The organism is Moritella sp. 24, assembly GCF_018219155.1.
GTDB lineage: Bacteria > Pseudomonadota > Gammaproteobacteria > Enterobacterales > Moritellaceae > Moritella.
In genome coordinates this window covers 2426630-2450153 of the sequence record NZ_CP056123.1, presented here as the reverse complement: position 1 = coordinate 2450153, position 23524 = coordinate 2426630, and the positions used below count along the sequence as shown (strand labels likewise).

At 38.7% G+C, this 23524-nt stretch carries 15 protein-coding genes; 14 read left to right on the top strand and 1 reads right to left on the bottom strand.

Going from position 1 to position 23524, the window contains the following annotated elements:
* Positions 1-11: 11 nt before the first annotated feature.
* Complete coding sequence (locus tag HWV00_RS10960; protein WP_211681128.1) at positions 12-332, bottom strand: isoamylase early set domain-containing protein; 321 nt, start codon at positions 330-332, stop codon at positions 12-14.
* Positions 333-860: 528 nt separating this feature from the next.
* Between HWV00_RS10960 and HWV00_RS10955 the strand changes: the two genes are divergently transcribed.
* The 14 genes from HWV00_RS10955 (at position 861) to HWV00_RS10890 (ending at position 23376) form a co-directional block, all read left to right on the top strand.
* Positions 861-3698: an HD domain-containing phosphohydrolase gene (locus HWV00_RS10955; RefSeq protein WP_211681126.1), complete on the top strand. Its 2838-nt coding sequence runs from the start codon at positions 861-863 to the stop codon at positions 3696-3698.
* A gap of 192 nt (positions 3699-3890) precedes the next feature.
* Entirely contained in the window at positions 3891-6710 is a 2820-nt protein-coding gene (locus HWV00_RS10950; RefSeq protein ID WP_211681124.1) for an HD domain-containing phosphohydrolase, read from the top strand.
* A 175-nt stretch (positions 6711-6885) separates the two neighbouring features.
* Entirely contained in the window at positions 6886-9714 is a 2829-nt protein-coding gene (locus HWV00_RS10945) for an HD domain-containing phosphohydrolase (RefSeq protein WP_211681122.1), read from the top strand.
* Between the two features lie 339 nt (positions 9715-10053).
* Positions 10054-12600, top strand: coding sequence for a nitrite reductase large subunit NirB (gene nirB, locus HWV00_RS10940; protein ID WP_211681120.1), 2547 nt, complete (start codon positions 10054-10056; stop codon positions 12598-12600).
* Complete coding sequence (nirD, locus tag HWV00_RS10935) at positions 12597-12923, top strand: nitrite reductase small subunit NirD (protein ID WP_211681118.1); 327 nt, start codon at positions 12597-12599, stop codon at positions 12921-12923. Before nirB ends, nirD begins: the two co-directional genes overlap by 4 nt.
* 124 nt (positions 12924-13047) lie before the next feature.
* Positions 13048-13902 carry a formate/nitrite transporter family protein gene (locus HWV00_RS10930; RefSeq protein WP_211681115.1) on the top strand — a complete coding sequence of 285 codons (855 nt, stop codon included), beginning with the start codon at positions 13048-13050 and terminating at the stop codon, positions 13900-13902.
* A gap of 246 nt (positions 13903-14148) precedes the next feature.
* Positions 14149-14793, top strand: coding sequence for an outer membrane beta-barrel protein (locus HWV00_RS10925; RefSeq protein ID WP_255554493.1), 645 nt, complete (start codon positions 14149-14151; stop codon positions 14791-14793).
* A 269-nt stretch (positions 14794-15062) separates the two neighbouring features.
* Positions 15063-15659 carry a porin family protein gene (locus tag HWV00_RS10920; protein WP_211681113.1) on the top strand — a complete coding sequence of 199 codons (597 nt, stop codon included), beginning with the start codon at positions 15063-15065 and terminating at the stop codon, positions 15657-15659.
* Between the two features lie 171 nt (positions 15660-15830).
* Complete coding sequence (locus HWV00_RS10915; RefSeq protein ID WP_211681111.1) at positions 15831-17117, top strand: DEAD/DEAH box helicase; 1287 nt, start codon at positions 15831-15833, stop codon at positions 17115-17117.
* A gap of 341 nt (positions 17118-17458) precedes the next feature.
* Complete coding sequence (locus tag HWV00_RS10910) at positions 17459-18502, top strand: hypothetical protein (RefSeq protein ID WP_211681109.1); 1044 nt, start codon at positions 17459-17461, stop codon at positions 18500-18502.
* A gap of 193 nt (positions 18503-18695) precedes the next feature.
* Positions 18696-19622 (top strand): metal-dependent hydrolase, encoded by a 927-nt coding sequence (locus HWV00_RS10905; protein WP_211681107.1) that lies wholly within the window; start codon positions 18696-18698, stop codon positions 19620-19622.
* A gap of 81 nt (positions 19623-19703) precedes the next feature.
* Entirely contained in the window at positions 19704-20672 is a 969-nt protein-coding gene (locus HWV00_RS10900; RefSeq protein WP_211681105.1) for a c-type cytochrome, read from the top strand.
* 182 nt (positions 20673-20854) lie between these two features.
* A complete protein-coding gene (locus tag HWV00_RS10895; RefSeq protein ID WP_255554492.1) occupies positions 20855-22312 on the top strand; it encodes a YcjX family protein in 1458 nt (485 codons plus the stop codon).
* Entirely contained in the window at positions 22309-23376 is a 1068-nt protein-coding gene (locus HWV00_RS10890) for a TIGR01620 family protein (protein ID WP_255554491.1), read from the top strand. Before HWV00_RS10895 ends, HWV00_RS10890 begins: the two co-directional genes overlap by 4 nt.
* Positions 23377-23524 lie beyond the last annotated feature (148 nt).

Sequence of the window (23524 nt, the reverse complement as noted above, 5' to 3'; positions counted from 1 at the left end):
TTGTTAGCTATTTATGCACTACGTAGCGTTGATACAACGCTATTTTCAGTACCGTAGGTATTAGGTAAATATAAATCGGCTTTGTGATCGTTTTGCCATTCGTTACTGTTAATTAAGTAACGGAAATGAAATTGTTGGTTTTCTGGTAAACGAACTTTAGTGCGGAAGACGTTGTCTTTTTTGATGAACTTCATTGGGATAGCTTGCCAATGATTAAAATCTGCAAATAACTCGACTGTATCACTGCTTAATAATGCTGTGCTGGCATCACAGGCGAATTCAAAAGTAACATCGGCCTCAGCTTTTGTTTTAAAAAAACGCTTTTTTAACATGTTATCTTCCTTGTTATATGTCATAGCACTAATTGTTACCGCTATGTTTCGTTCACTCGTTTAAATTAAGTTTATCTATCTAAGTGAGTAACTATATGGGGGTATTATTATAAATATTAGACCTGATTAAAAGTTACAATCATACCTAACGTGATATAGATCAACTTTTATCGCTTTCATTCGTAACTAAGTGTCGTTTCTTATAAGTAATCTGCTATTTCGATATATTCTAATCAAAATCTAACCAATTAGTAATAATATTTTTCTGGACAGATGAGTTAAGATATAAGAATCAAAAGCTTGTAATTTCTCTTAATCTTTAATATTTTATTGGTTATTATTTGATCTGAAGGTTAAACGAATATAAAAAATTAACTGCATACTCGATTTTATTATATGTATACGTATCTATTTATAATTATGTTTATATCTTGGTGTTATTTTAATAAGCGCGTATGACGAAGAGGGTTTAAGGGTTATCCTGTAGCGTATATAAATTAATATTTTTAGTTATGGGTTGATAAAGGCATGCGTTCAGTTTCGTTTCGCTGGTATATTTCTGGTATCTTTCTCTCTATTGCATCGATCCTTAGCGCTGTGCTTATTTATGTTAGCGTGCAACACTCCCAAGCCGTTTCTGTGTCTTTATCCAAAGACATTGTCAAAAATTACTCTAATGAACTTAAAGTCGAATTAGATGAACTATCCATACCACTTATTACGATGCTCAACACTCTGGCCAATGCAGGTTTTAGCGAGGCTGAATTTAATGAGCAGTCAGTAGAATGGCTCCAACTGATGGATATGCTGTTAGCTAAAAATAACCATATTGCGTCGTTTTATTTTGGTGCCACGAATGGTAACTCTTACTTTATCCGCGCAATGACTGACAGTAGTGAAAGAAAGCGTTATTTTGCCCCAGAAACAACCGCTATTATGTTAGAAATAAACAAAAATAACGGCCAGCAACAGTATCTATTCTTTGATAATAAAATGAAGCGTATTGGTTCAAAACGTTTGCATAGTGATTACTACGATCCTCGTGCGCGTCCTTGGTATAAAAATGCCACTGAAGATATGAATATTCACATGACTGAACCTTATGCCTTTTATTTCTCACGTAAAATTGGGATTACATTTTCAAGAATGTTAAGGAATAAACAAGGTGTGATCGCGGTTGATTTCACGCTTGACTCTTTAACTCTGCTGATTAATAAACTGGGCTATTCTGACCATTCAAAAGTTTTGTTACTGACTGAATCAAAACGTATTATTTCAAGTAATCAAGATCTGGCGTTGATTAATGGTGAGAAATTATTCACCGCTAAAGAGCTGGAAATAGACGTGTTTTTACCAAACTTCAGTGATATCAAAATTGAACAAACACTATTTGATACCATATTTTGGCAGGATCAAAATTGGGAACTTGTCGTGACACCGCTAAAAATAAGCAGTAAAGACGTGTTGTACTTGGTTAACTTTGTTGCTTATGAAGATCTCTTATACGGCTCTTCACTATTACGTAATGAATTGATTACAATATCTATTATTACAGTGATGATTTCTTTTCTTATCATTTTAGCGATGACAGAAAAAATTGCGAAGCCGTTAGTCTATTTAAATAAGTCGGTTGAGAACATTCAACGCTTTAGTTTTAAGCGTAAGGATTATCGAAAATCACATATCAGTGATGTCAATAAGTTAAACGAAGCAATGAGCTTGATGGAAAACGCATTAGTCGACTTTTTCCAAAATCTCAGTGATGTAGCGCGAACATCAGAGTCTGATCAACTTTCAGCTTCTATTGTAACGCAGGTTAAGGATATTCTGGCGAGTGATTCGTGCCAGTTATTTGTTAACTCTTCAACAAATCGCGATTCCTTTATGCTATCGGCCAGTTCTGAAGTTGACGAGAACTTTAATCTACAAACACTTTATGATAATAACCGGAGCATCTTTACTCAGCATGTTCACGAGCTAACGCGCAGTGAGAGTAAAATATTATTTAAAGGCACACGTTGTAAAGCGGGTTTCATTATTCCATTGATGAATCGTTTTGATGTGCATATAGGCGCGTTATTAGTTGGCTTTGAAAAGGAAATTAAAACCTATTCCCGTAATAGAATACATTTTGTGCGTGAATTCTTAGGCTTTAATGAAATTGTACTTGAACAGCTCGAACAGGAGCATGAGCAGCAGGCGCTATTTCATTCGTTTGTTGAAATGACCGCGACCTCTGTTGATATTAAATCACCTTACACAGGCGTTCATTGTCAGCGAGTACCTCAGATAACAAAAATGATAGCGGAAGCGGCAGAACAAGATACCACTGCATTTAAGGACTTTTCGTTAACAGAGCAGGGTTGGGAAGAGTTGCTTATTGCGGCGTGGTTACATGATTGCGGTAAAGTGACAACGCCAGATTATGTAATGGACAAGGCGACTAAACTAGAAACAGTCTATGATCGTATTAATGAAGTGAGAATGCGTTACGAAGTGCTTAAGCGAGATGCAGACATTACTTATTGGAAAGCCGTTGCACAAGGCCAAGATAAAGATGAAGCAAAACGTGTTTGTGATACACAAAAAGCAGAGCTTGAAGATGAGTTCAATTTCATTTCAAAATGTAATATTGGTAATGAATATTTAGAATCGGATGCGCTTAAGCGTTTAGACAGTATCGCGAATAGAACATGGTCAAGAACATTGCCTGACAATATTGGTATCTCTCAACAAGAGCAGAGCAAAAAGGGAAAAGAGCGACAAGTGTTGCCGGTCACCGAACATGTACTTGCTGATAAGCAGACACATTTAATTAATTGGCAAGAAAGTAAAAAAATCAAAGCTAACACTAAACGTGATTTTAAAATCGAGCAGCCTACATACCAATATAATCGTGGCGAATTACATAATTTACGGATAGCAAGCGGCACGCTAACAGCTGAAGAACGCTATAATGTAAACGATCATATTATTCAAACGTATTTAATGCTTGACCAATTACCGTATCCTGAGCATTTAAAAAATGTCCCGTTAATTGCTGGCTCGCACCATGAAAAAATGAATGGTAATGGTTATCCGTTAAAATTAAAAGGTGAGCAAATACCACTTGGTGGTCGCATGATCGCCATTGCAGACATATTCGAAGCCTTAACAGCGGCAGATCGACCATATAAGAAGGCTAAAAAATTAAGCGAATCATTATTGATTATGGCGGATATGGTTAAAGACGAACACTTAGATGCAGACTTGTTCGAATTGTTTATTACTAAAGGTATTTATCAAGAATATGCAGATGCATATTTAGAGAGTACACAAATTGATAAGGTTGATATTTGTGCGATAAAGCGCATTTTAAATTCTTAAATGTAGTTTGTGGTCACGGTATTAACGGTTAATAATATTGATTACAAAACAATATTATTACTCTATAAAGAGCCGTATAAAAAGTATATTTATTCGGCTTAATGGCCTAATTTAATATCTTTCATCGCTATGAACAATTATCATACGCGCGAGTTTAGTGGATCAACGAGGGAAGGTTTGGTAATTAAGTCGATGTCATTTAGGTTGTATATAGCAAGTATTTTTATTTCAATAATATCTTTACTTAGTGCCGCATTAATTTATGTGAGTCTGCAACATTCACAAGATATTTCAACATCCCTATCGAAAGACATCGTGACCAATTACGCGAAAGAGTTGACGGTCAAAATCGAAAAAGTAACTGGTCCCTTAAGTAGTTTATTAAATACACTGGCAATGGGGCAGTTTACGAGTCGTGATATCGGTAAACCCGATCCCGCTTGGCTTAATGCAATGACGGCCATTCTGGAAAAAAATCAATATTTAGACTCCATGTACTTTGGTAAAGAAGATGGTACTGCTTTTCTTTTCCAACCTTTGTATGACGACAAAATAAAGAAAACCTTGTCTGCTCCGAGCGATGCTCGATTGATGGTTCGTTATTATAAAGTGGGCTCTCAACGAATCCAATTCTACGACGTTGACATGAATTTGATGTCTGAAAAAAACATTGAAAGTGATTATGACCCGCGTGAGCGAGCTTGGTATCAAGATGTTGATGATGCTAATCAGATTTTCATGACAGGGCCTTATAACTTTTCTAATCCTGTTCAGGATGGGATTACTTTTTCACGAAAAACACGCAATGGTGATGCAATCATCGGGGTTGATTTAACCTTAAGTAAACTGACCAAATTAGTGCAATATTTTGAGTTTTCATCTAATTCTAATATCTTCTTATTAAATAACCAGTCACAGATAATTGGCAGTAATCAGCTATTTTCCTTAATGATAGGAGAAAATCTTTTTTCAGCTAAAGACTTAGCGTTTGATCAATTAATCAAAGAGTTTGAAGCTGAAAGCAAATCTCAGTTAACAGCTAAGACAGTGACTTGGAAAGGTAAGACTTGGGAACTCATGATTACGCCCTTAACACTTGCAGATGATAGTATGCTGCGTGTTGTTAATTTTGTCTCTCATGATGACTTGTTTGCCACCTCATCAACATTACGTAATGATCTCATCATTATTTCTATATTTTCAGTGATTATTTCATTTTTGATTGTGCTATTTATAGCACGTCGAATAGCGAGTCCATTAACGTATCTCACTAACTCGATTGAAAATATTCAACGTTTTCATTTTCAGCGCAAAAATTATCAAGCATCGCATATTCAAGAAATTGATAAGTTGAATAAAGCCATGGGATTAATGGAGAATGTACTGCTCGATTTCTTCCATAATTTACGTAATGTGGCGCGAACTTCTCGACCTGAAGAGCTATCTGAATCCATTGTAACGCAAGTAAAAGAGATCTTATCGGCGGATGATTGTCAGCTATTTACTAGTTCACCAGACAGTCGAGGTGAATTTAAATTATCTGCGAAGTCGGGTGATACACCAGAATTTAACCTGCAATCTTTATACGACCATAACCCCAATGCGTTTCGCCAATCGATTTACGAATTAACGACCAATGAAGCGAATCACATTTTTACTGATTTACAGTGTCATTCTGGTTACATTATCCCGTTATTTAACCGTAACAATGATAATACTGGCGCGTTATTAATTGGTTTTACGCAGGATATTACCGACGATACGCGTAACCGATTGCGGTTTGTGCGTGAGTTTATTGGTTTTAATGAAATTGTATTAGAGCATTTAGAGAAAGTTGATGAACAGCGTGCGCTTTTCCATTCCTTTGTCGAAATGACGGCAACAGCGGTTGATATTAAATCGCCTTATACGGGCGGACATTGCCAGCGAGTGCCTAAAATTACAAAAATGCTAGCGAAAGCGGCAGAAGAAGATACCGATAAGTTTGCAGATTTTTCACTGACATCAAAAAGTTGGGAAGAGCTTCTTGTTGCTGCATGGTTACATGATTGCGGTAAAGTAACGACGCCAGACTATGTCATGGACAAGGCAACGAAGTTAGAAACGATTTATGATCGTATCCATGAAATACGCATGCGTTATGAAGTATTAAAACGTGATGCTGAAGTGACATATTGGCAGTCGATTGCGACAGGTATGGATGAAGCTCAAGCGTTGAAAATATGTGACGACTTGAAGGATGAGCTAGATAAAGAATTCGAATTTATAGCAAGTTGTAATCCGGGCAGTGAATTTCTCGATCCAGAAAAGCAGCAACGTTTAGCTGAAATAGGTGAACGAACGTGGCTTAGAACACTGCCAGATGATATTGGTGTGTCACAACAAGAACAACTTAAAAAGAGCTTGAACAAGCAATCACTGCCAGTGACAGAGAAGATCCTTGCGGACAAACCTGAGCACTTATTTGTTTGGGAAGAGAAGAAGCAACTACAAGCAAATAGTAAACGTGATTTTAAAATGGTGCAGCCTGAATACCGTTATAATCGTGGCGAGTTACATAACTTAATGGTTAAAAGTGGCACACTAACACCAGAAGAACGCTACAACATTAATGATCATATTGTTCAGACATATTTAATGCTTGATCAATTACCGTATCCTGAACATCTTAAAAATGTGCCGTTAATTGCCGGTAGCCACCATGAGAAAATGAATGGTCAAGGCTATCCATTACAACTTAAAGGTGAAGAGATTCCTATTGGTGGTCGTATGATAGCAGTGGCAGATGTATTTGAAGCACTGACCGCTAATGATCGACCTTATAAAGCAGCAAAAACATTAAGTCATTCATTAAAGATTATGGCGTTTATGGTGAAAGATGAACACCTTGATGGCAATGTATTTGATTTGTTTTTAACGAAAGGCATTTACCAAGAGTATGCGGATCATTTCTTAACTGCAGAGCAGATCGATCATGTGGATGTTGAGTCGTTAAGAGATATTTATTTATAACCCTAAAGGCTTAGAAAAAGTAGGTGTTTTTTTGACGCCCAGTTAGGCTAATAATAGAGCAAGTACACTTATAAATAAGAATAATCCTCACAAGTATTTTGTATTTGGTTCGTTGTTTATTGTTTTAGTTATATTATAAATTCATAAAATACTTTATGGATTTGTAGTGTAACCAATGAAACCAATTTCTTTTCGAACGTACCTCTCAGGTATATTCATTCTATTGTTTAGTATTTTCAGTTTGACGACGATCGTGGCAGAGTTAAGCCATGTGGAGTCTGAAAAATCGAACTTTACAAATGAATATGTCAAAAAATATACCAGCAATTTAAAAGGGCAAATAAACCTTATTTCAAGCCCTGCGATCACATCGCTCGATATGCTTGTTGTCGCAGACTTAATTGGGAATGATGAGACTGATTTTGGATGGTTAGCGCCAATTGCTACAACACTCATTAAAAATCCTTACATCACCTCTTTATATACGGCAAATCAAGCTGGGAAGTCTGTTTTCATTTATCGGATAACAGAGGATACGCGTAAAGCCGAAACGACACTACCCGCAAATGCGATATTTAAGGTTAACTTTAATCAGGTGGGCGGACTGCAACGCCGCGTATTTTTAGATCGTGATTTACAGGTGCTCATATCGGAGTATTACGATAATGATAATTACGACCCTAGGAAACGTTCTTGGTTTAAAGAGCCAAAAGCGGATGGCCATATTTCCGTTTCAAAGCCGTATTTATTTTTCCCATCTCAGCATTTAGGCATTACATTCTCGCGTCGTACATACGATGAAAGCAGTGTTGTCGCGGCCGATTTTGATTATAAATCGTTATCACGTGTGACTCATGATATGGCTTATTCTGAGCAGGCAAAGACCTTTTTATTAACGCCTGAGAAAGGTGTCATTGCAAGTAATTTTGGTATGAATAAAGCGTATTCATTAGATAAAGGTGATAGCGAAGTTGTTAACGCTTTGGTTGATTTAGAGAATCTGGCACCATTTGAAACAGCGATGCAATCTATTACTTATAATGGCCAGCTTTCTCGATTGTTAATTACACCGATCAGCGTTGGTGACAAGCATGTACTCTATCTTGTGAATCTATTAAAAGAACAAGATTTCTTGGCGACATCGACTTATTTAAAATCGCACTTTAACGTTAAGAATATGCTCTTTTTAACATTCTTCTTTTTTGTGGTTAGTATTTTGTCGACAAGACGTATTGCGAAGCCACTGATCTATTTAAATAAGTCTTTGGTTAATATACAAACGTTTAAATATCGTCGTAAAGAATACAAGCCATCAAATATTGCAGAGATTGATCAGCTCAATGAAACCATGATGCTGATGGAAAGCGTTCTCGTCGACTTTTTCAATAACCTTTACCATGTTGCACGCTCTTCTAAACCTGAAGAATTATCTGCATCGATTGTAGATCAAGCGGAAGTTATTCTATCTGCGAGCAGTTGCCAGCTGTTTATTAACAATAGATCAAATAGACAAGAATTTCGTCTTGCCGCAAATTCAGGGGTTATTCCTGAATTCGAATTACAATCGTTTGCTCGTCATAATAACGATGTATTTGATAAACATGTGCACAAGCTGTCTGAGCAAGATGGCAAGATCATTTTTTCTGGTGGTTCGTGTAAGAACGGCTTTATTATTCCTTTAATGAATCGAAAAGAAGAAAACATAGGTGTTCTAGTTATTGGCTTTGAAGGAAAAATGGATAAAACTGTTTACGATCGTATTCGTTTGGTTCGAAACTTTATTGGCTTTAACGAAATTGTATTGGAGCACTTAGAAAAAGAGCAGGAGCAACAAGAACTGTTCCATTCTTTTGTCATGATGACTGCGACTGCATTAGATACGAAATCTCCTTACACGGGGGGGCATTGTCAGCGAGTACCGGAAATTACTAAATTGATAGCGACAGCTGCTGAATCAGATACTGAGAGGTTTGCTGACTTTTCTTTAACATCAAAAAGCTGGGAAGAACTGCTTGTTGCAGCCTGGTTACACGATTGCGGAAAAGTAACAACACCAGACTACATCATGGATAAGGCGACGAAGCTCGAAACCATTTATGATCGTATACACGAGATCCGTATGCGCTATGAAGTGCTAAAACGAGATGCAGAGATTGATTACTGGCAGTCAATAGCGAAGGGCATGGATGCGACTCAAGCGCAGTTGGTTTGTGACAACCTCAAAGTTGAATTAGATAAAGAGTTTGCCTTTATAGCAAGTTGTAACCCAGGTAGTGAATTTTTAGCACCAGAAAAACAGCAGCGCTTAGCAGAGATCGCTCAACGTACCTGGCTAAGAACATTGCCGGATGATATTGGTATTTCTCAGCAGGCTTTAGCACAAAAATCGTGTAGTCAGGCACAGCTTCCCGTTATTGAAAATGTATTAGCGGACAAGTGTGAACATTTATGTGCATGGGAAGAGAAACAAAAGCAGAATAAACACAGCAAACGTGATTTTAAAATATTACAACCCGATCATCGTTTTAATCGTGGTGAGATTCATAACCTCATGGTGAAGGCGGGGACGCTAACAGAAGAAGAGCGTTACCATATTAATGATCACATTGTGCAAACATACATTATGCTCGATCAGATTATGTATCCGGAGTATTTAAAAAATGTGCCTTTAATTGCGGGTAGTCACCATGAAAAAATGAATGGTGAAGGTTATCCGTTAAAGTTAAAAGGTGACGAGATCCCTGTTGGTGGTCGTATGATTGCTGTCGCAGATATTTTTGAAGCACTAACGGCTTCTGATCGTCCGTACAAAGATGCTAAAAAGCTAAGCCAAGCATTAAAGATTATGGCCTTTATGGTGAAAGATGAGCATCTTGATCATGATGTATTTGATCTGTTTTTAACAAAAGGCATATACCAGTCATATGCACAACAATACTTAAAACCAGCGCAGCTGGATAGTGTCGATGTTGATATGCTGAGGGCTATTTACTATAAGGGCTAGATAAAGGCTAGCTTGGCTCATTTTTTAAAACTACTTTTTTTAAAACTACAATTTTTAAAACAAAAATCGTTAAAATAAAAAGTGTAATTAAATAACAGAATACTCGCAAATACCTATTTGTGAGTATTTTTATTGTGTGTTTTGTTGTTTTTAAATTACATAAGTGGCATCATGTCGGCTTGTTATCGCAGAAAGATGCCATAATTCGTTATAAAATTACGTTTTACTTCACACTTTTGATCTACTTCACGTTACCTCGTTAGCTAAATTGATCTGCATCATGATTAACTCCTAAGTAATACCTCAAAATACCTACATAATAAATATATAGGAATAATTATGAGCAAAGTCAGACTGGTTATTATTGGTAACGGTATGGTTGGCCACCGTTACATTGAAGACTTAGTAGAAAAAGCTGAAATCGAAAATTTTGATGTAACTGTTTTTTGTGAAGAACCCCGTGTAGCCTACGATCGTGTCCACCTCTCTTCTTATTTCTCACACCATACTGCGGATGAATTATCACTCGTAAAAGAAGGTTTTTACGATAAGCACAACATCAACGTATTGATTGGTGAGCGTGCTATTAATATTAACCGCTCGCAAAAAATCATTTATTCAAACTCTGGTCGTGAAATTAAATACGACAAGTTAATCATGGCGACAGGGTCAAAACCTTGGGTACCGCCAATTAAAGGTAACGAGAGCAAGGACTGTTTTGTTTATCGTACTATTGAAGATTTAAAAACCATTGAAGCGACAGCAAAACGCAGTAAAAGCGGTGTTGTTATCGGTGGTGGTTTATTAGGACTTGAAGCCGCTGGCGCATTAAAAGCGTTAGGTGTAGAAACACATGTGATTGAGTTCTCGCCAGTATTAATGGCAGAGCAGTTAGACCGTGAGGGCGGTGAGCAGCTACGCAAGAAAATTGAAAAACTAGGTGTGCAAGTTCACACCAGTAAAAACACCTTAGAGATTGTTGCCGAAGGTGAAACTGCACGTAATACCATGATGTTTGCTGATGGCACATCGCTTGAAGTTGATTTCATTGTTTTCTCTACGGGTATTCGTCCGCAAGATAAACTCGCACATCAATCAGGTTTAGCAACGGGTCGCCGCGGTGGTATCACGATCAGTGACCATTGTATTACTAGCGATAGTGATGTTTACGCAATTGGTGAATGTGCATCTTGGAATGAACAATTCTTTGGTTTAGTTGCACCGGGTTACAAAATGGCGCAGGTAGCTGTTGACCATTTATTAGGTAATGACAACGCATTCGAAGGTGCTGACATGAGTGCTAAGCTGAAATTGCTTGGTGTGAAAGTGGGCAGTATCGGTGATGCAAATGGTCGTACACCAGGTTGTAAGAGCTTTGTTTATCTTGATGAAACAGAAGAAGTATACAAGCGTATTATTGTTTCAGAAGACGGTAAAAAGCTACTCGGTGCAGTATTAATCGGTGATACATCGGATTACGGCAGCCTGTTACAACTTAAATTAAATGACATGGATTTACCTGAACATCCAGATAGCTTGATTTTACCTGCCCATGCGGGTGGTGATAAACCTGCAATGGGCGCAGATTCATTACCTGAGTCTGCGGTATTGTGTTCTTGTTTTGATGTAACTAAAGGCAAGATCGCTGCTGCAGTTGCTGATGGCCATACCACAATGGGCGAAATCAAAGCAGTAACGAAAGCGGGTACAGGTTGTGGTGGTTGTTTACCACTTATCACGCAAGTATTGAATTCAGAACTGGCTAAATCGGGAATTGAAGTGAAAAACCATTTGTGTGGCCACTTTGAATATTCTCGCCAAGAGCTATTCCATCTTATTCGTATTGAAGGCATTAAGACGTTTGACGAACTGCTGACTAAATACGGTAAAGGTTACGGTTGTGAAGTGTGTAAACCGACGGTTGGTTCTATCTTAGCGTCTTGCTGGGGTGACCATGTACTGAGTCGTGACAATGTTGGCCTGCAAGATACCAATGATAACTTCTTAGGTAACATGCAAAAAGACGGTACTTACTCTGTTATTCCTCGTATGGCGGGTGGTGAAGTAACACCACAAGCATTATCGGTTTTGGCTGATGTTGCTGCTGAATACAACCTTTATACCAAGATCACTGGCGCACAGCGTATTGGTTTGTTCGGTGCTCATAAAGGTGACTTACCAACAATTTGGAAGAAGCTAATTGCTGGTGGTTATGAGACTGGCCAAGCATATGCTAAAGCACTACGTATGGCTAAAACTTGTGTGGGTAGCACCTGGTGTCGCTTTGGTGTGCAAGACAGTGTTGGTTTAGGTGTGTTACTTGAAAATCGCTATAAAGGCATTCGTACACCGCACAAAATGAAATTTGGTGTGTCAGGTTGTACACGTGAATGCGCAGAAGCACAGGGCAAAGATTTAGGTATTATCGCAACTGACGCAGGCTGGAACATGTATGTGTGTGGTAACGGCGGTATGAACCCGCGTCACGCAGACCTACTTGCATCAGACTTAGATGAAGCAACATTACTACAGTATATCGACCGTTTCCTCATGTTCTACGTACGAACAGCAGACAAGTTACAACGTACTTCGGTATGGATGGATAACCTAGACGGTGGTGTTGATTACTTACGTGATGTTGTTGTTAACAATAAACTCGGTATCAATGAGCAACTTGAAACAGACATCAATAAACTGATTGCTGATTATCAATGTGAATGGTCTGAAGTGGTTGAAAGTGAAGAGCAGCAAAAACGTTTTGCTCACTTCATTAACAGCGATGAGCAAGACAAGAACGTACGCTTTGTTACTGCACGTGACCAGCATCGTCCAGCAACTATCGCAGAAAAAGACACATACGCAATCACAGTGGGAGAGCACGCATGAGTAAATGGATTAATGTTTGTCAGCTAAACGACATCACCCCAAACACAGGCGTTTGCGCGCTGGTTAATGGTAAGCAAGTTGCTATCTTCCGTCCACGTGACAATGAAGAGTTATTCGCTATCGATAATATGGACCCGTTTGCGAAATCAAATGTACTGTCTCGCGGTCTTATTTGTGAGCATGATGAACAACTATGGGTGGCAAGTCCGCTTAAAAAACAACGATTTAACTTATCAACTGGTCAGTGTTTAGAAAATGATATTGTCTCACTCGCTACATATAAAGTGCGAGTGAACAAAGAAGTTGTTGAGATTAATGCTTAAGTTCTACGGCGTTAATAGCGATAAAATTTTATAGTTCAAGGGTTCTAGCCACCCAAAGGTTAGAACCTTTTCCTATACAATTTTACTTTTAACTTACAATTTTTAAATCTTTTGGAGATCTTATATGTCTGCTTTAAAACCCGCTGAATTCGTTCAGACTATGATTGATGTTGGTGAAGCTAAAGTGCGAACAGGGACTAGAGACCTTATTTTACGTGGCACTATGGCTGGTATTATCCTTTCTTTAGCTGTCGTGGTTGCGTTAACTGCTATCACTCAAACAGGGATTGGTCTTGTTGGTGCGTTGGTTTTCCCTGTCGGTTTTTGTATTCTAAGTTTAATGGGTTATGACCTCTTAACTGGTGTTTTTGGACTTGCACCATTGGCTAAATTTGATAACCGTAAAGGTATTAGTTGGAATCGAATTCTACGTTGCTGGGGCTTGATTGGTCTAGGTAACCTTATCGGTTCTCTGATCGTAGCCTTCCTTATCGCCCTTGTATTTACGACTAACTTCAGTGTTGAAGCGGGTGCGGTAGGACAAAAATTCATTGGTGCAACGATGGCTCGTACAGTGGGTTATGCTGAACATGGTTTTGATGGTTGGATCACTGTGTTTGTGAAAGGTATTCTTTGTAACCTAATGGTTTGCTTAGGTGTTATTGGTAATATGACCGCTCGTACAGTGGCTGGTAAAATTGCAGCAATGTGGTTACCTATCTTCATTTTCTTCTCATTAGTATTTGAACATGCTGTTGTGAACATGTTTTTATTCCCACTAGGTATGTTATTAGGCGCAGATGTAGGTATTGCTACTTGGTTAAATTGGAACCTTATCCCAACGTTGTTAGGTAACCTAGTTGGTGGCCTGCTATTTACGTGTATTCCGTTATATTTAACGCACGCAAAAACAGCCCCAGCACTAAGTGAAGAGACTGGAAATTCTACTGTATCAGTTGGTAAAACAGCTAAAGCATAATTATTTTGTGATTTGATTAGAGTCATTGATAAACGCCCCCTACGTATTCGTCACGAATGTAGGGGGCGTTTTTGTTTTTCCTTTAACGATAATGAGGTTGTAGAGTCAAAACTCTAAGTCATTAGTACCATTTACTCATGATAAAGGGTGATCTAGCTTAGCTTAGTTAGGATCAGCTAAAGTGACTATGTTATAACTAGCGCCATAAATACAAGCTATAACACTATAATAATTAAGGGAATAATTATGAAAAAAACAATTGGAATGATAGTTCTGCTGCTCACTACGTCGACGGTTCAAGCAAAGATTATGACCACTGATAATACTGAAGCTAAACAACCGTCAGCGTCGGTCTCGGCTACATCAGATCAAAAAGTGAAAGGTTTGTATTTCGGTGTTGGTGCTGGAGCTACAGAATTTGAGCACCTTGATTATAATGGCCCGACTGTCGATTCGGATGATAATATGATTAAATTTATAGCGGGTTATCAGTTTAGCCGCATATTTGCATTGGAAGGGCAGTATACAAAATACGGAGAGATAAATGGCTATGGTTGGGAACCAACGGCTGTCTCTTTGACTGCTAATCTTGGTTACACGTTTAGTAATGGCTTACGCCCATTTGGTGTTGCTGGTTTTTCTGCGATTGATTTAAATAAGCAGTATGACTCTGGTCTAGAAGATAAAGGTGTTGGTCTGCGTTATGGTTTTGGACTTGAATATGCACCAGCAGTGCTTAGTGGTTTTAGTGCGCGTGTAGGTTATGAAATTGATATTTTTGGTATTGAATATACCTATAGCAGTGATAGCAGTGGTTACAGTTATGGCTATACAGAAATTGAAGAGTTCGCATTAGGCTCATTTTATGCGTCTGTAGCTTATAAGTTCTAAATGTAATAGCTGTTTTAATCTTGTTCCTTATTATTTAAATTACTTATTAATTCATAGGCTTAAAATAATACACGAAAAAAGGTTGTGCACTTACTCATATACAATCCCGCTTTACGTCACGTTTTTGAATTTACAAATGCGATCTTGGTCAAGTATGTCGCTACCAATTAATAGGTGGTATACAAAAATGAGAAAACAAGTGTGCCTTAATGTTTATTAGTGTTATCACTATGAATGGAAGTATAATTTATAATAATAAGGAACTAATAATGAAAACAACAATAGGCTTGGCTGCGCTACTTTTAGCAACCTCTGCTGCTCATGCAAATGTACAACAAGATCTTGATCAAGATTTAACGCCGCAATATAAAGGTTTTTATGTTGGTGCTGGTCTTGGTAACACAAAATTTGAGAGTAGTGATGATGCAAGTACTTCTCTATTCGAAGATGATGGCCAAACAGTTAAAATATTAGCCGGTTATCAGTTCAGTAAAGTATTTGCATTAGAAGGGCAATATACTAAATACAGTGAACTAAAATCAGGTTCTTATAGTATTTCGCCAACGGCATTTTCGTTAAGCGCTAATCTTGGTTATAGCTTTGAAAATGGCCTACGTCCATTTGGTATTATTGGTGTTTCTGCGCTGGATTTAGATGAGTCAGTGCAAACTCTGCAAGATGATAGTAGTGCTGCTGTACGTTATGGCCTTGGTCTTGAGTACGCTCCGGTACAATTAAAGGGCCTTGCCGTTCGCGTTGGTTATGAAGTTGATTTCTTCGCTATTGAATTTGTTGGTCCAGGTGCGAGTGTTACAAATGATTATACACTTGAAGCATTCTATGTTTCAGCGTCGTATAAATTCTAATATCTATCTTTCTTAGAATTGAAGCCAATCGTTGATGCGGTTGGTTTTTTTATACCCACTGGTAGCCCTCTAATCTCTAAAATCATTGCTTTATCGAGTTTATCTGCAATCTTGTAAGACTTCTGCTAAACTGCGCGGCATATCGTTTTTGTTGTGTTTAGTAAGGTCATTATGGGTTTTTCTGCTTTAAATCTTAATCAAAATTTAATTAATACTGTTACCAAGTTGGGCTATGAAACGCCTACACCAATTCAAGCTCAGGCTATTCCAGCAATATTGGAAGGGCGTGACATCATGGGTGGTGCTCAAACGGGTACTGGTAAAACAGCTGCATTTGCATTGCCTATAATTCACTTGTTAACAGCTAACGCATCAGAAGCTACAGCGAAAAAACAAATCCGTGCATTAGTATTAACGCCAACACGTGAATTATCACAACAAGTACATAAAAGCTTTGAAACATACAGCGAAGAAAGCGAACTAACCGCTGCGCTTGCTTATGGTGGCGTAAGTATTAATCCACAAGTTAAAGCGCTGGCGCAAGGTGCAGACATTTTAGTGGCAACACCAGGTCGTTTACTTGATCTGTTAGATCGTGAGACGCTGACACTTGAGTTTGTTGAAAAGATCGTATTCGATGAAGCTGACCGTATGTTAGATATGGGGTTCATGGAAGAAATCCGTCGTATCTTAAAACATCTGCCTAAGAAACGTCAGACGATGTTATTCTCGGCAACCTTTGATGATGCAATCTTCAAGCTAAGTAAGAGCTTATTAAGAGATCCACTATTAGTTGAAGTTGATACGCGTAATGCAGCGGCTGAACAAGTTGAACAAATTGTTTATGCTGTTGATACTGATCGTAAGCGTGAATTAACGTCTTATTTGATTGGTTCTCGTAACTGGCATCAAGTTTTAATCTTTACGCGTACTAAGCAGGGTGCAGATAACCTAGCAAAAGAAATGTGTAAAGATGGTATTAAGACAATCGCTGTACATGGTGATAAATCACAGGGCGCACGTGAACGTGGTCTTGAAGATTTTAAAGCGGGTAAAGTACGTGCATTAGTAGCAACAGACGTTGCTGCTCGTGGTCTTGATATTGAACAGCTTAAACATGTAATTAACTTTGAACTACCGTTTAAAGCAGAAGATTATATTCACCGTATCGGTCGTACAGGTCGTGCTGGTTTATCTGGTACAGCGACATCGCTAGTAAGTATTGGTGAAAACTGGTTACTAGAAGAAATCGAAACACTGCTTGATACACGTCTCGTTGCACAGTGGTTACCGGGTTATGAACCAGACCTAAGCAAGCCTGTTGATGATGGCCGTGGTAAGGGTGGCGGTAAAGATAAAGGCAACAGCCGTACTGCTGACAAACGTCGTGCTAAAAATCGTTCTTACGGTAAGAAAACGAATAACCGTGCGAAGAAAGACGTAAAACCAAGTCGTTAATTTGACTGATTGCGTTTAGATTAGTGATATGAATGGCTAAGGTTGAGAGACCTTAGCCATTTTTTATACAATTTTTATTTTCAAACAGCTATTACCTCTGTAATGAATTCCTCTACCTACCTTTAAACTTATTCTTGAATAGTCAATTAGATCTTATTTTTCAAACAATTAAATTTTTACTTGAGACTTGGCTCGCAGATTGATGGATATCCACCTTTTGTTGGTGGCTTTAATTTTACCGTATGGCGTAAAGTAAAAAAGTGCAGATTGAGACATAAACAAAAGGATGGCAAGCATTGGCTTTATATGCCTATTACTGTGCCTATAACAAGGATATATAGATGAATAAGATAACAAAACTCTCATTAATTGTCGTTATCATGGGGCTTTTACAGGCATGTGACATTACTGAGCCTGTTTCAAATAAAGAACTAAAAGCAACAGAGAATAGTGCTTTTACAACCGATGGTCGCTTGTTTGTTGTGGGTGAAAATAGAAAGAGAGAAAGTTGGATCTTTGAAATTATCAAAAATTCTGATGGCTCATATGCACATATTCCTTATGTTAAAGGAACTGTTGATGGTACTGAGTTAGGTGGTATCAATGATAAACCCGAAGGTGAGGAATGCCGTTTTGCAGGATTAACAGCGAGTGACTCATTACTTTATGCAGCTTGCATCCAGACTGGTGGTTTTTTAGGACTAAACACCGAAGCTGTTTCGTTATTCCAAGTTGAAACGACGTTAAATAGTGAACGGATCAAAACAGGGCATATGACAGATAGCAACTTTATTTATGGGGATGGAGAGGAATCATTTGATCCAAACTGGTTTATGGCAAACGGTATGGCCGTGGATAGCGAAGGACATATTTATATTAGTAATAGTAAAGCCGTATTAGCGCCTAATCGAGATTCAATCTCACAAGTAACGATTACTGATAATGGCGATAGTCGATTTCTGGATTTTAACCATAAAACCTGGATTTCTGGGCATGAACTTTTCCCTAATGGTGTGCAAATAGAGGGTGATACACTTTATTATACGAGTGGCTCAAATATCCTTAAAGTTAAAATTAATGCAGACTTTTCCGCGAGTGACGTAAATGTTCATTACAAGGGAACAAACCTTGCGATGATCGATGATTTTGCTATTCATGAAGGTTATATCGCTTATTCTAAGATTTCCGTACCGGGTTCTGTTGTTATATTGACACCAGCTGAATTTGAAGATGAAGCGAAAAGATATGCTGCTATACCTATGGCTGTGATCCCGAGTAGTGTTGTGTATCAGTCAAACTTGCCTGAAGGTAATCCTTTGTTTGATGAGGGCAGCCTTCTGGTTACGTCATTTCTTAGTGGCGGTCTTTATCGAATAGAATTTTAATATATTGGTACAGACTAAAATACAACATTCCAGTGTATTAAATGTGTGGCTTATATGAATGGCTAAGGTTGAGATACCTTAGTCATTTTTGTTTATCGGTGACCTACAAAACTTGCCTCGCGAATAAAATACGATTAATTTAAGATAAGTACTTAAGATTAGTATTTAAGATTATTTGACGGTAAGGATGTCTATGGATTCTGTTACTCAAGTCGTATTAGGTAGCGCTATTGGCGCTGCTATTGCACATAAACAACTCGGGCGAAGTGCGCTTATTATTGGCGGTGTGTTGGGTACATTACCTGATTTGGATGTCTTTATGCCAGCAGCAGATGCCATAGAAAGCTTTACAGAGCATCGTAGTTTTTCACATTCTTTATTTGTGCTTTTTCCTTTCGCGTTTATTTGTTTTGCCGTGCTGAAGCTTAAATTTAAAAGCGATATGATTGCTAATCAACGGCTATTCTGGCTTTGCTGTCTTACTTTAATTACTCATCCGATTCTTGATGCATTTACGAGTTATGGCACGCAATTATTCTGGCCGCTCGCTATACATCCCATTTCAATCGCCTCTATTTTTGTTATCGACCCTTTGTATACAGTGCCATTATTAGTGGGTTGTGTTTATCTATGGCGAGGAACAGACAAGACTAAAGCAAGGCGTGTTAATCATATTGGTTTGGTATTAAGTAGCGGTTATTTATTACTGAGCGTGTTGATTCAAACACAGATGTTGAACAAAGTTGAACTTGCTCTACAGAGTAAGGGGATTGCGACTGATAAGGTATTTATCTCGCCATTGTATCCAAGTTTAAACTGGTGGATTGCCATCGTGATTGATGATGGCGCTTATTATGATGTGAAACTAAATGCGCTGACGAATTCACTTGTTCTATCGGAAAAGCAAGATTTGGGGCTAGGGGTGGTCAAAGTGACAACACCAGATTTAGCCTTATTAGATTGGTTTACTGATGGTTTTATTCGTTTAGAAGATGTTGATGGGCGCTTAGTCGCAACCGATCTTAGAATGAAGACGGGTACTGTTGATTATGCGTTTAAATTTGCTTTGGCAGAAAAAGATGCAGACGGTTGGAAGGAGATCTCGTCACTACGATTATAAACAACCTTATGGTAGCGACATTTATTTCACATTGATCTATATATTATTTATTAAAACAATAAAAATAAAGCTGGATTTAATATGAATAAACATCATTTACTGTTGATTACGAGTCTATCTATCAGTGCATCTATCAGTACATCAGTACTTGCTGATAATGCAATACCAGACGCACCAGCTTGGTCAACCCCTGCACGTGGTGTTGCTGTTGAATCGACGTTAGAGCCTGCAAAGATGCATACACTTGAAGGTAGTAAGGTTAGCTATACTCAAGCGGAAATAGACAATAAGTTTAGTGCGCCAGATTGGTTTCCTGAACAACATGATCCTATGCCTGAGATTGTTCAGTTTGGTAAAAAACCAAAAGTATGGGCATGTGCCTCTTGTCATTTAGCCTCTGGTTCGGGACATCCCGAGTCATCAACACTGGCAGGGCTGTCCGCTTCTTATATGACTGCACAGTTAAAAGCATTTGCATCGGGAGAACGTATCGATTACAGCGGACACATGAATCGCATGGCTGCTTTGATGACTGAAGCCGAAATGTTGGCGGCATCAACATGGTTTGCAAGTCTTTCACCACAACAGTTTATTGCAGTTAAAGAAGTCAAAAGTGTGCCAATTACTTATGTTGATAGTACGCGTATGCGTCAAATAGATACATCAAAAAAAGTAGAAGAACCGATAGGTAATCGCATTATTGAAGTGCCGCTTGATAAAGAACTTGTACATAAACGAGCGCCATTAAGTGAGTTTATTAGCTACGTGCCAGAGGGAAGTATTGAGCGTGGTCAGAATTTAGTACAAACTGGTGGCGGAAAAACGATCCCTTGTATGAGCTGTCATGGTGCTGATTTATCTGGTTCTCAAATTGGTCCTGCAATCGCGGGTAACTTTGGCATTTACACTGTACGTCAATTGCACGGATTTAAATCGAATACCCGTAATGGTGCGCAATCAGCGATGATGAAGCCCGTTGTTGCCAACCTTTCGGATAAGGATATTATCGATATTGCGGCATACCTCAGTACCGTTTCAATTAAGCGATAGCACAATTAACTTCCCTGACTACTTTTGAACAGCCTTCTAAATAGATGAATCAAATATAACGAAATGTGTGTTTGATTCATCTTCCATTCAGCTTGTTTGGGTATACTCCTTATCTATAGTAAACTATTTGTTAATAGTAACAGTGACCTCTGTTCTTCTCTTTCTAATAACGAAGTTGGTGTATGCGAGACTCAGACAAAAAATTTTCTAAACTAATAAACAAAGCCTCTCGTAAAGCGTCTTCGCTGAAAGAAGATGGACTCGCGAGTATCGCTAAATTACAGAACCGATATTTTTGTATTGGCATTACAGGCTTGAGTAAAAGTGGTAAATCGACGTTTATTACCAGTTTGATTAACCAACTTATGCATCATGAGAATGCAAGCTTAGCTGGTTTTCCTCCGGTATTAAGTGAACGCCTGCTTGGGGTGAAAATGCACCCGTTAGCAGATGCAGATATTCCGGTATTTCCTTATGAAAAGAATTATCAGAGCCTAACGCAAGCACAGGCCAAGTGGCCAGAATCGACGACAGATATCAGTGGTTGTTTATTAGAACTGAGGTTATCTCGTACAGGACGTAGGCTAAACCCGTTAAAAGCGGAACAGTTTTCTTTGTTTCTTGAAATACGAGATTATCCGGGTGAATGGTTACTCGATTTGCCTTTGCGCGAAATGAGCTTTACACGTTGGAGTGAGCAGTGCCAAGCACAATATCAAGAGTCGCCACGTCGAGAGTTGATGGGGCCATTATTTGATGAATTAATGCAGTTAGACCCATTGTCGATTGTTGATGACGCAGTGCTCATGTCATTAAAGACGAAATATGTGCAATTTTTACATGACTGTAAATACAAAAGCAGTAGCTTGAGCTTAATTCAGCCGGGCCGTTTTTTATTACCCGGCACAGTGGAAGACAGTGAGCTATTAAATTTTGTGCCTTTATTAGCGAGCCAGCAATACAGTGAAGATGAACTGAATAATGCGCCTGACGGCAGTTATTACAAGTGCTGTCAGCGTAATTATCAAGGCTACGTTAAGTATTTGGTTGAACCGTTTTATAAAACCTTCTTTAGTCGTATTGACCGTCAATTAGTGCTGGTGGACGTGGTTAATACGTTAAATGCGGGTCCTGAATATCTTGATGATATGCGCCAAGCATTAACGAATATTACCGAGAGTTTCGCTTACGGTAGCCAAAACAGATTGGTGCAATTATTTAAGCCCAAAATCGATAAGGTTGTATTTGCCGCCACTAAGATCGATCAGGTATTAAGTGAAGATCATGACGCGGTTCGACAGCTTTTAGGCGTAATCGTAAAACAAGCTTATAAAAGTGCGCAGCATGAAGGCGTGCAACCTGTTTGTGAAGCAACCGCAGCAGTACGCTCTTCTAAAGAGATAAAGCATCAGGGCGATCGTGGTATTGCTGGTTGTGGTGTGAATGGTGAGCCGATTGGTTACATTCATCCGACCATTCCAACGCGCATCCCTGAGGGTGAACAATGGCAGCCATTTTTAGATTGGCAAATACCATTACTGAATCCGCCGCAAGGCTTATCGTTCAGTAATCAGGATGTGCTACCGCATATTCGCCTTGATAGTATTTTAAATGAATTAATAGGGGATAAATGCCTATGAGCAAGCAAGTTGATAGTAATGTAGAGCGGGGTCAGAGCGCACCACGTAACCAAGGTAAAACCATCAATTTACAAGAAGATGATGTGATGACACCTGCAAGCCGTGAAGCTAAAATATTTATGCCCGATCTCGATAATGATTTGAGCAAAGTACCACAGTCAATCTCAAGCGAAGACTCGGTTGATAATACTTACCGTGGACTAACCTTAGACGCGTTGCCAATCAAAGGGTTAAAATCTTTTTTCATTGGTATTGTGAGTCTTTTTGGTGTGATGTCGTTATGGCAAATTTATACGACCTTCCAAAGTGTACTTGCCCTGCATTGGATTGCTGCTGCGGGTTTTGCTGGCTTGATTATTCTTGTTGCGATATTGGCATTACGTAGTGTATTTAGCTTTATGTCTGATAAAGAAAATATGGCTGCGTTGGCTGGAATTCAGGAAAAGGCAGAGCAGCTAAAGGCGACGAATGACGTCGGTAAGGCGAAAGGATTTATAACTAAGTTAACTCAGTTTTATAAAGGTAAGCCGCAAGCTGCGTTGTTAGAGCAAAGTGTAAAGAGTATGCCTGACTACAGCAATGACAAAGAGGCGATGATTCATCTTGAACAAGTTTTTTTAGCGCCATTGGATAAAGAAGCATTGCGCCGTGTATCGAAGCATAGTTTACAAACAGGGGCTGTAGTTGCTGCAAGTCCGTGGGCCGCGGTGGATATGCTATTAGCTTTGTGGCGCAGTATGAAAATGATTGACGAGGTCGGGCAAATATATGGCATGCGTCCGTCGTTAGCAAACCGTTATAAGCTATTAAAAAGTGTGATTAACTATCTGGCACTGATCGGTGTAAGCGAACTAGCACTTGATGAAATGTTGCAAGAATTTGGTACAACAAGTCTTGCGGGTATTACAGGCGCGCGTTTAAGCCAAGGTGTCGGGGCTGGTGTTTATACTGCTCGAATCGGATTAGCTGCAATTACGGCTTGTCGACCGATTAGCTTTTCTCCAGAAAACAAACCTAAATTAAAAGATTTTATTAAGCGGATAATACAGCGCATGAATGGCTAGTTGCCATCTATGGTTCAAAGTGTGTTCTCACTCGCCACATTCCCCATTTACTTCCTTTCTAATGGTCTATCATTAAACTCGTTACATTAATTATATTATTGTTTTATTTGAGTTTAGTGGTAGGCTGATTTGGTTAAAATTCGTCAAT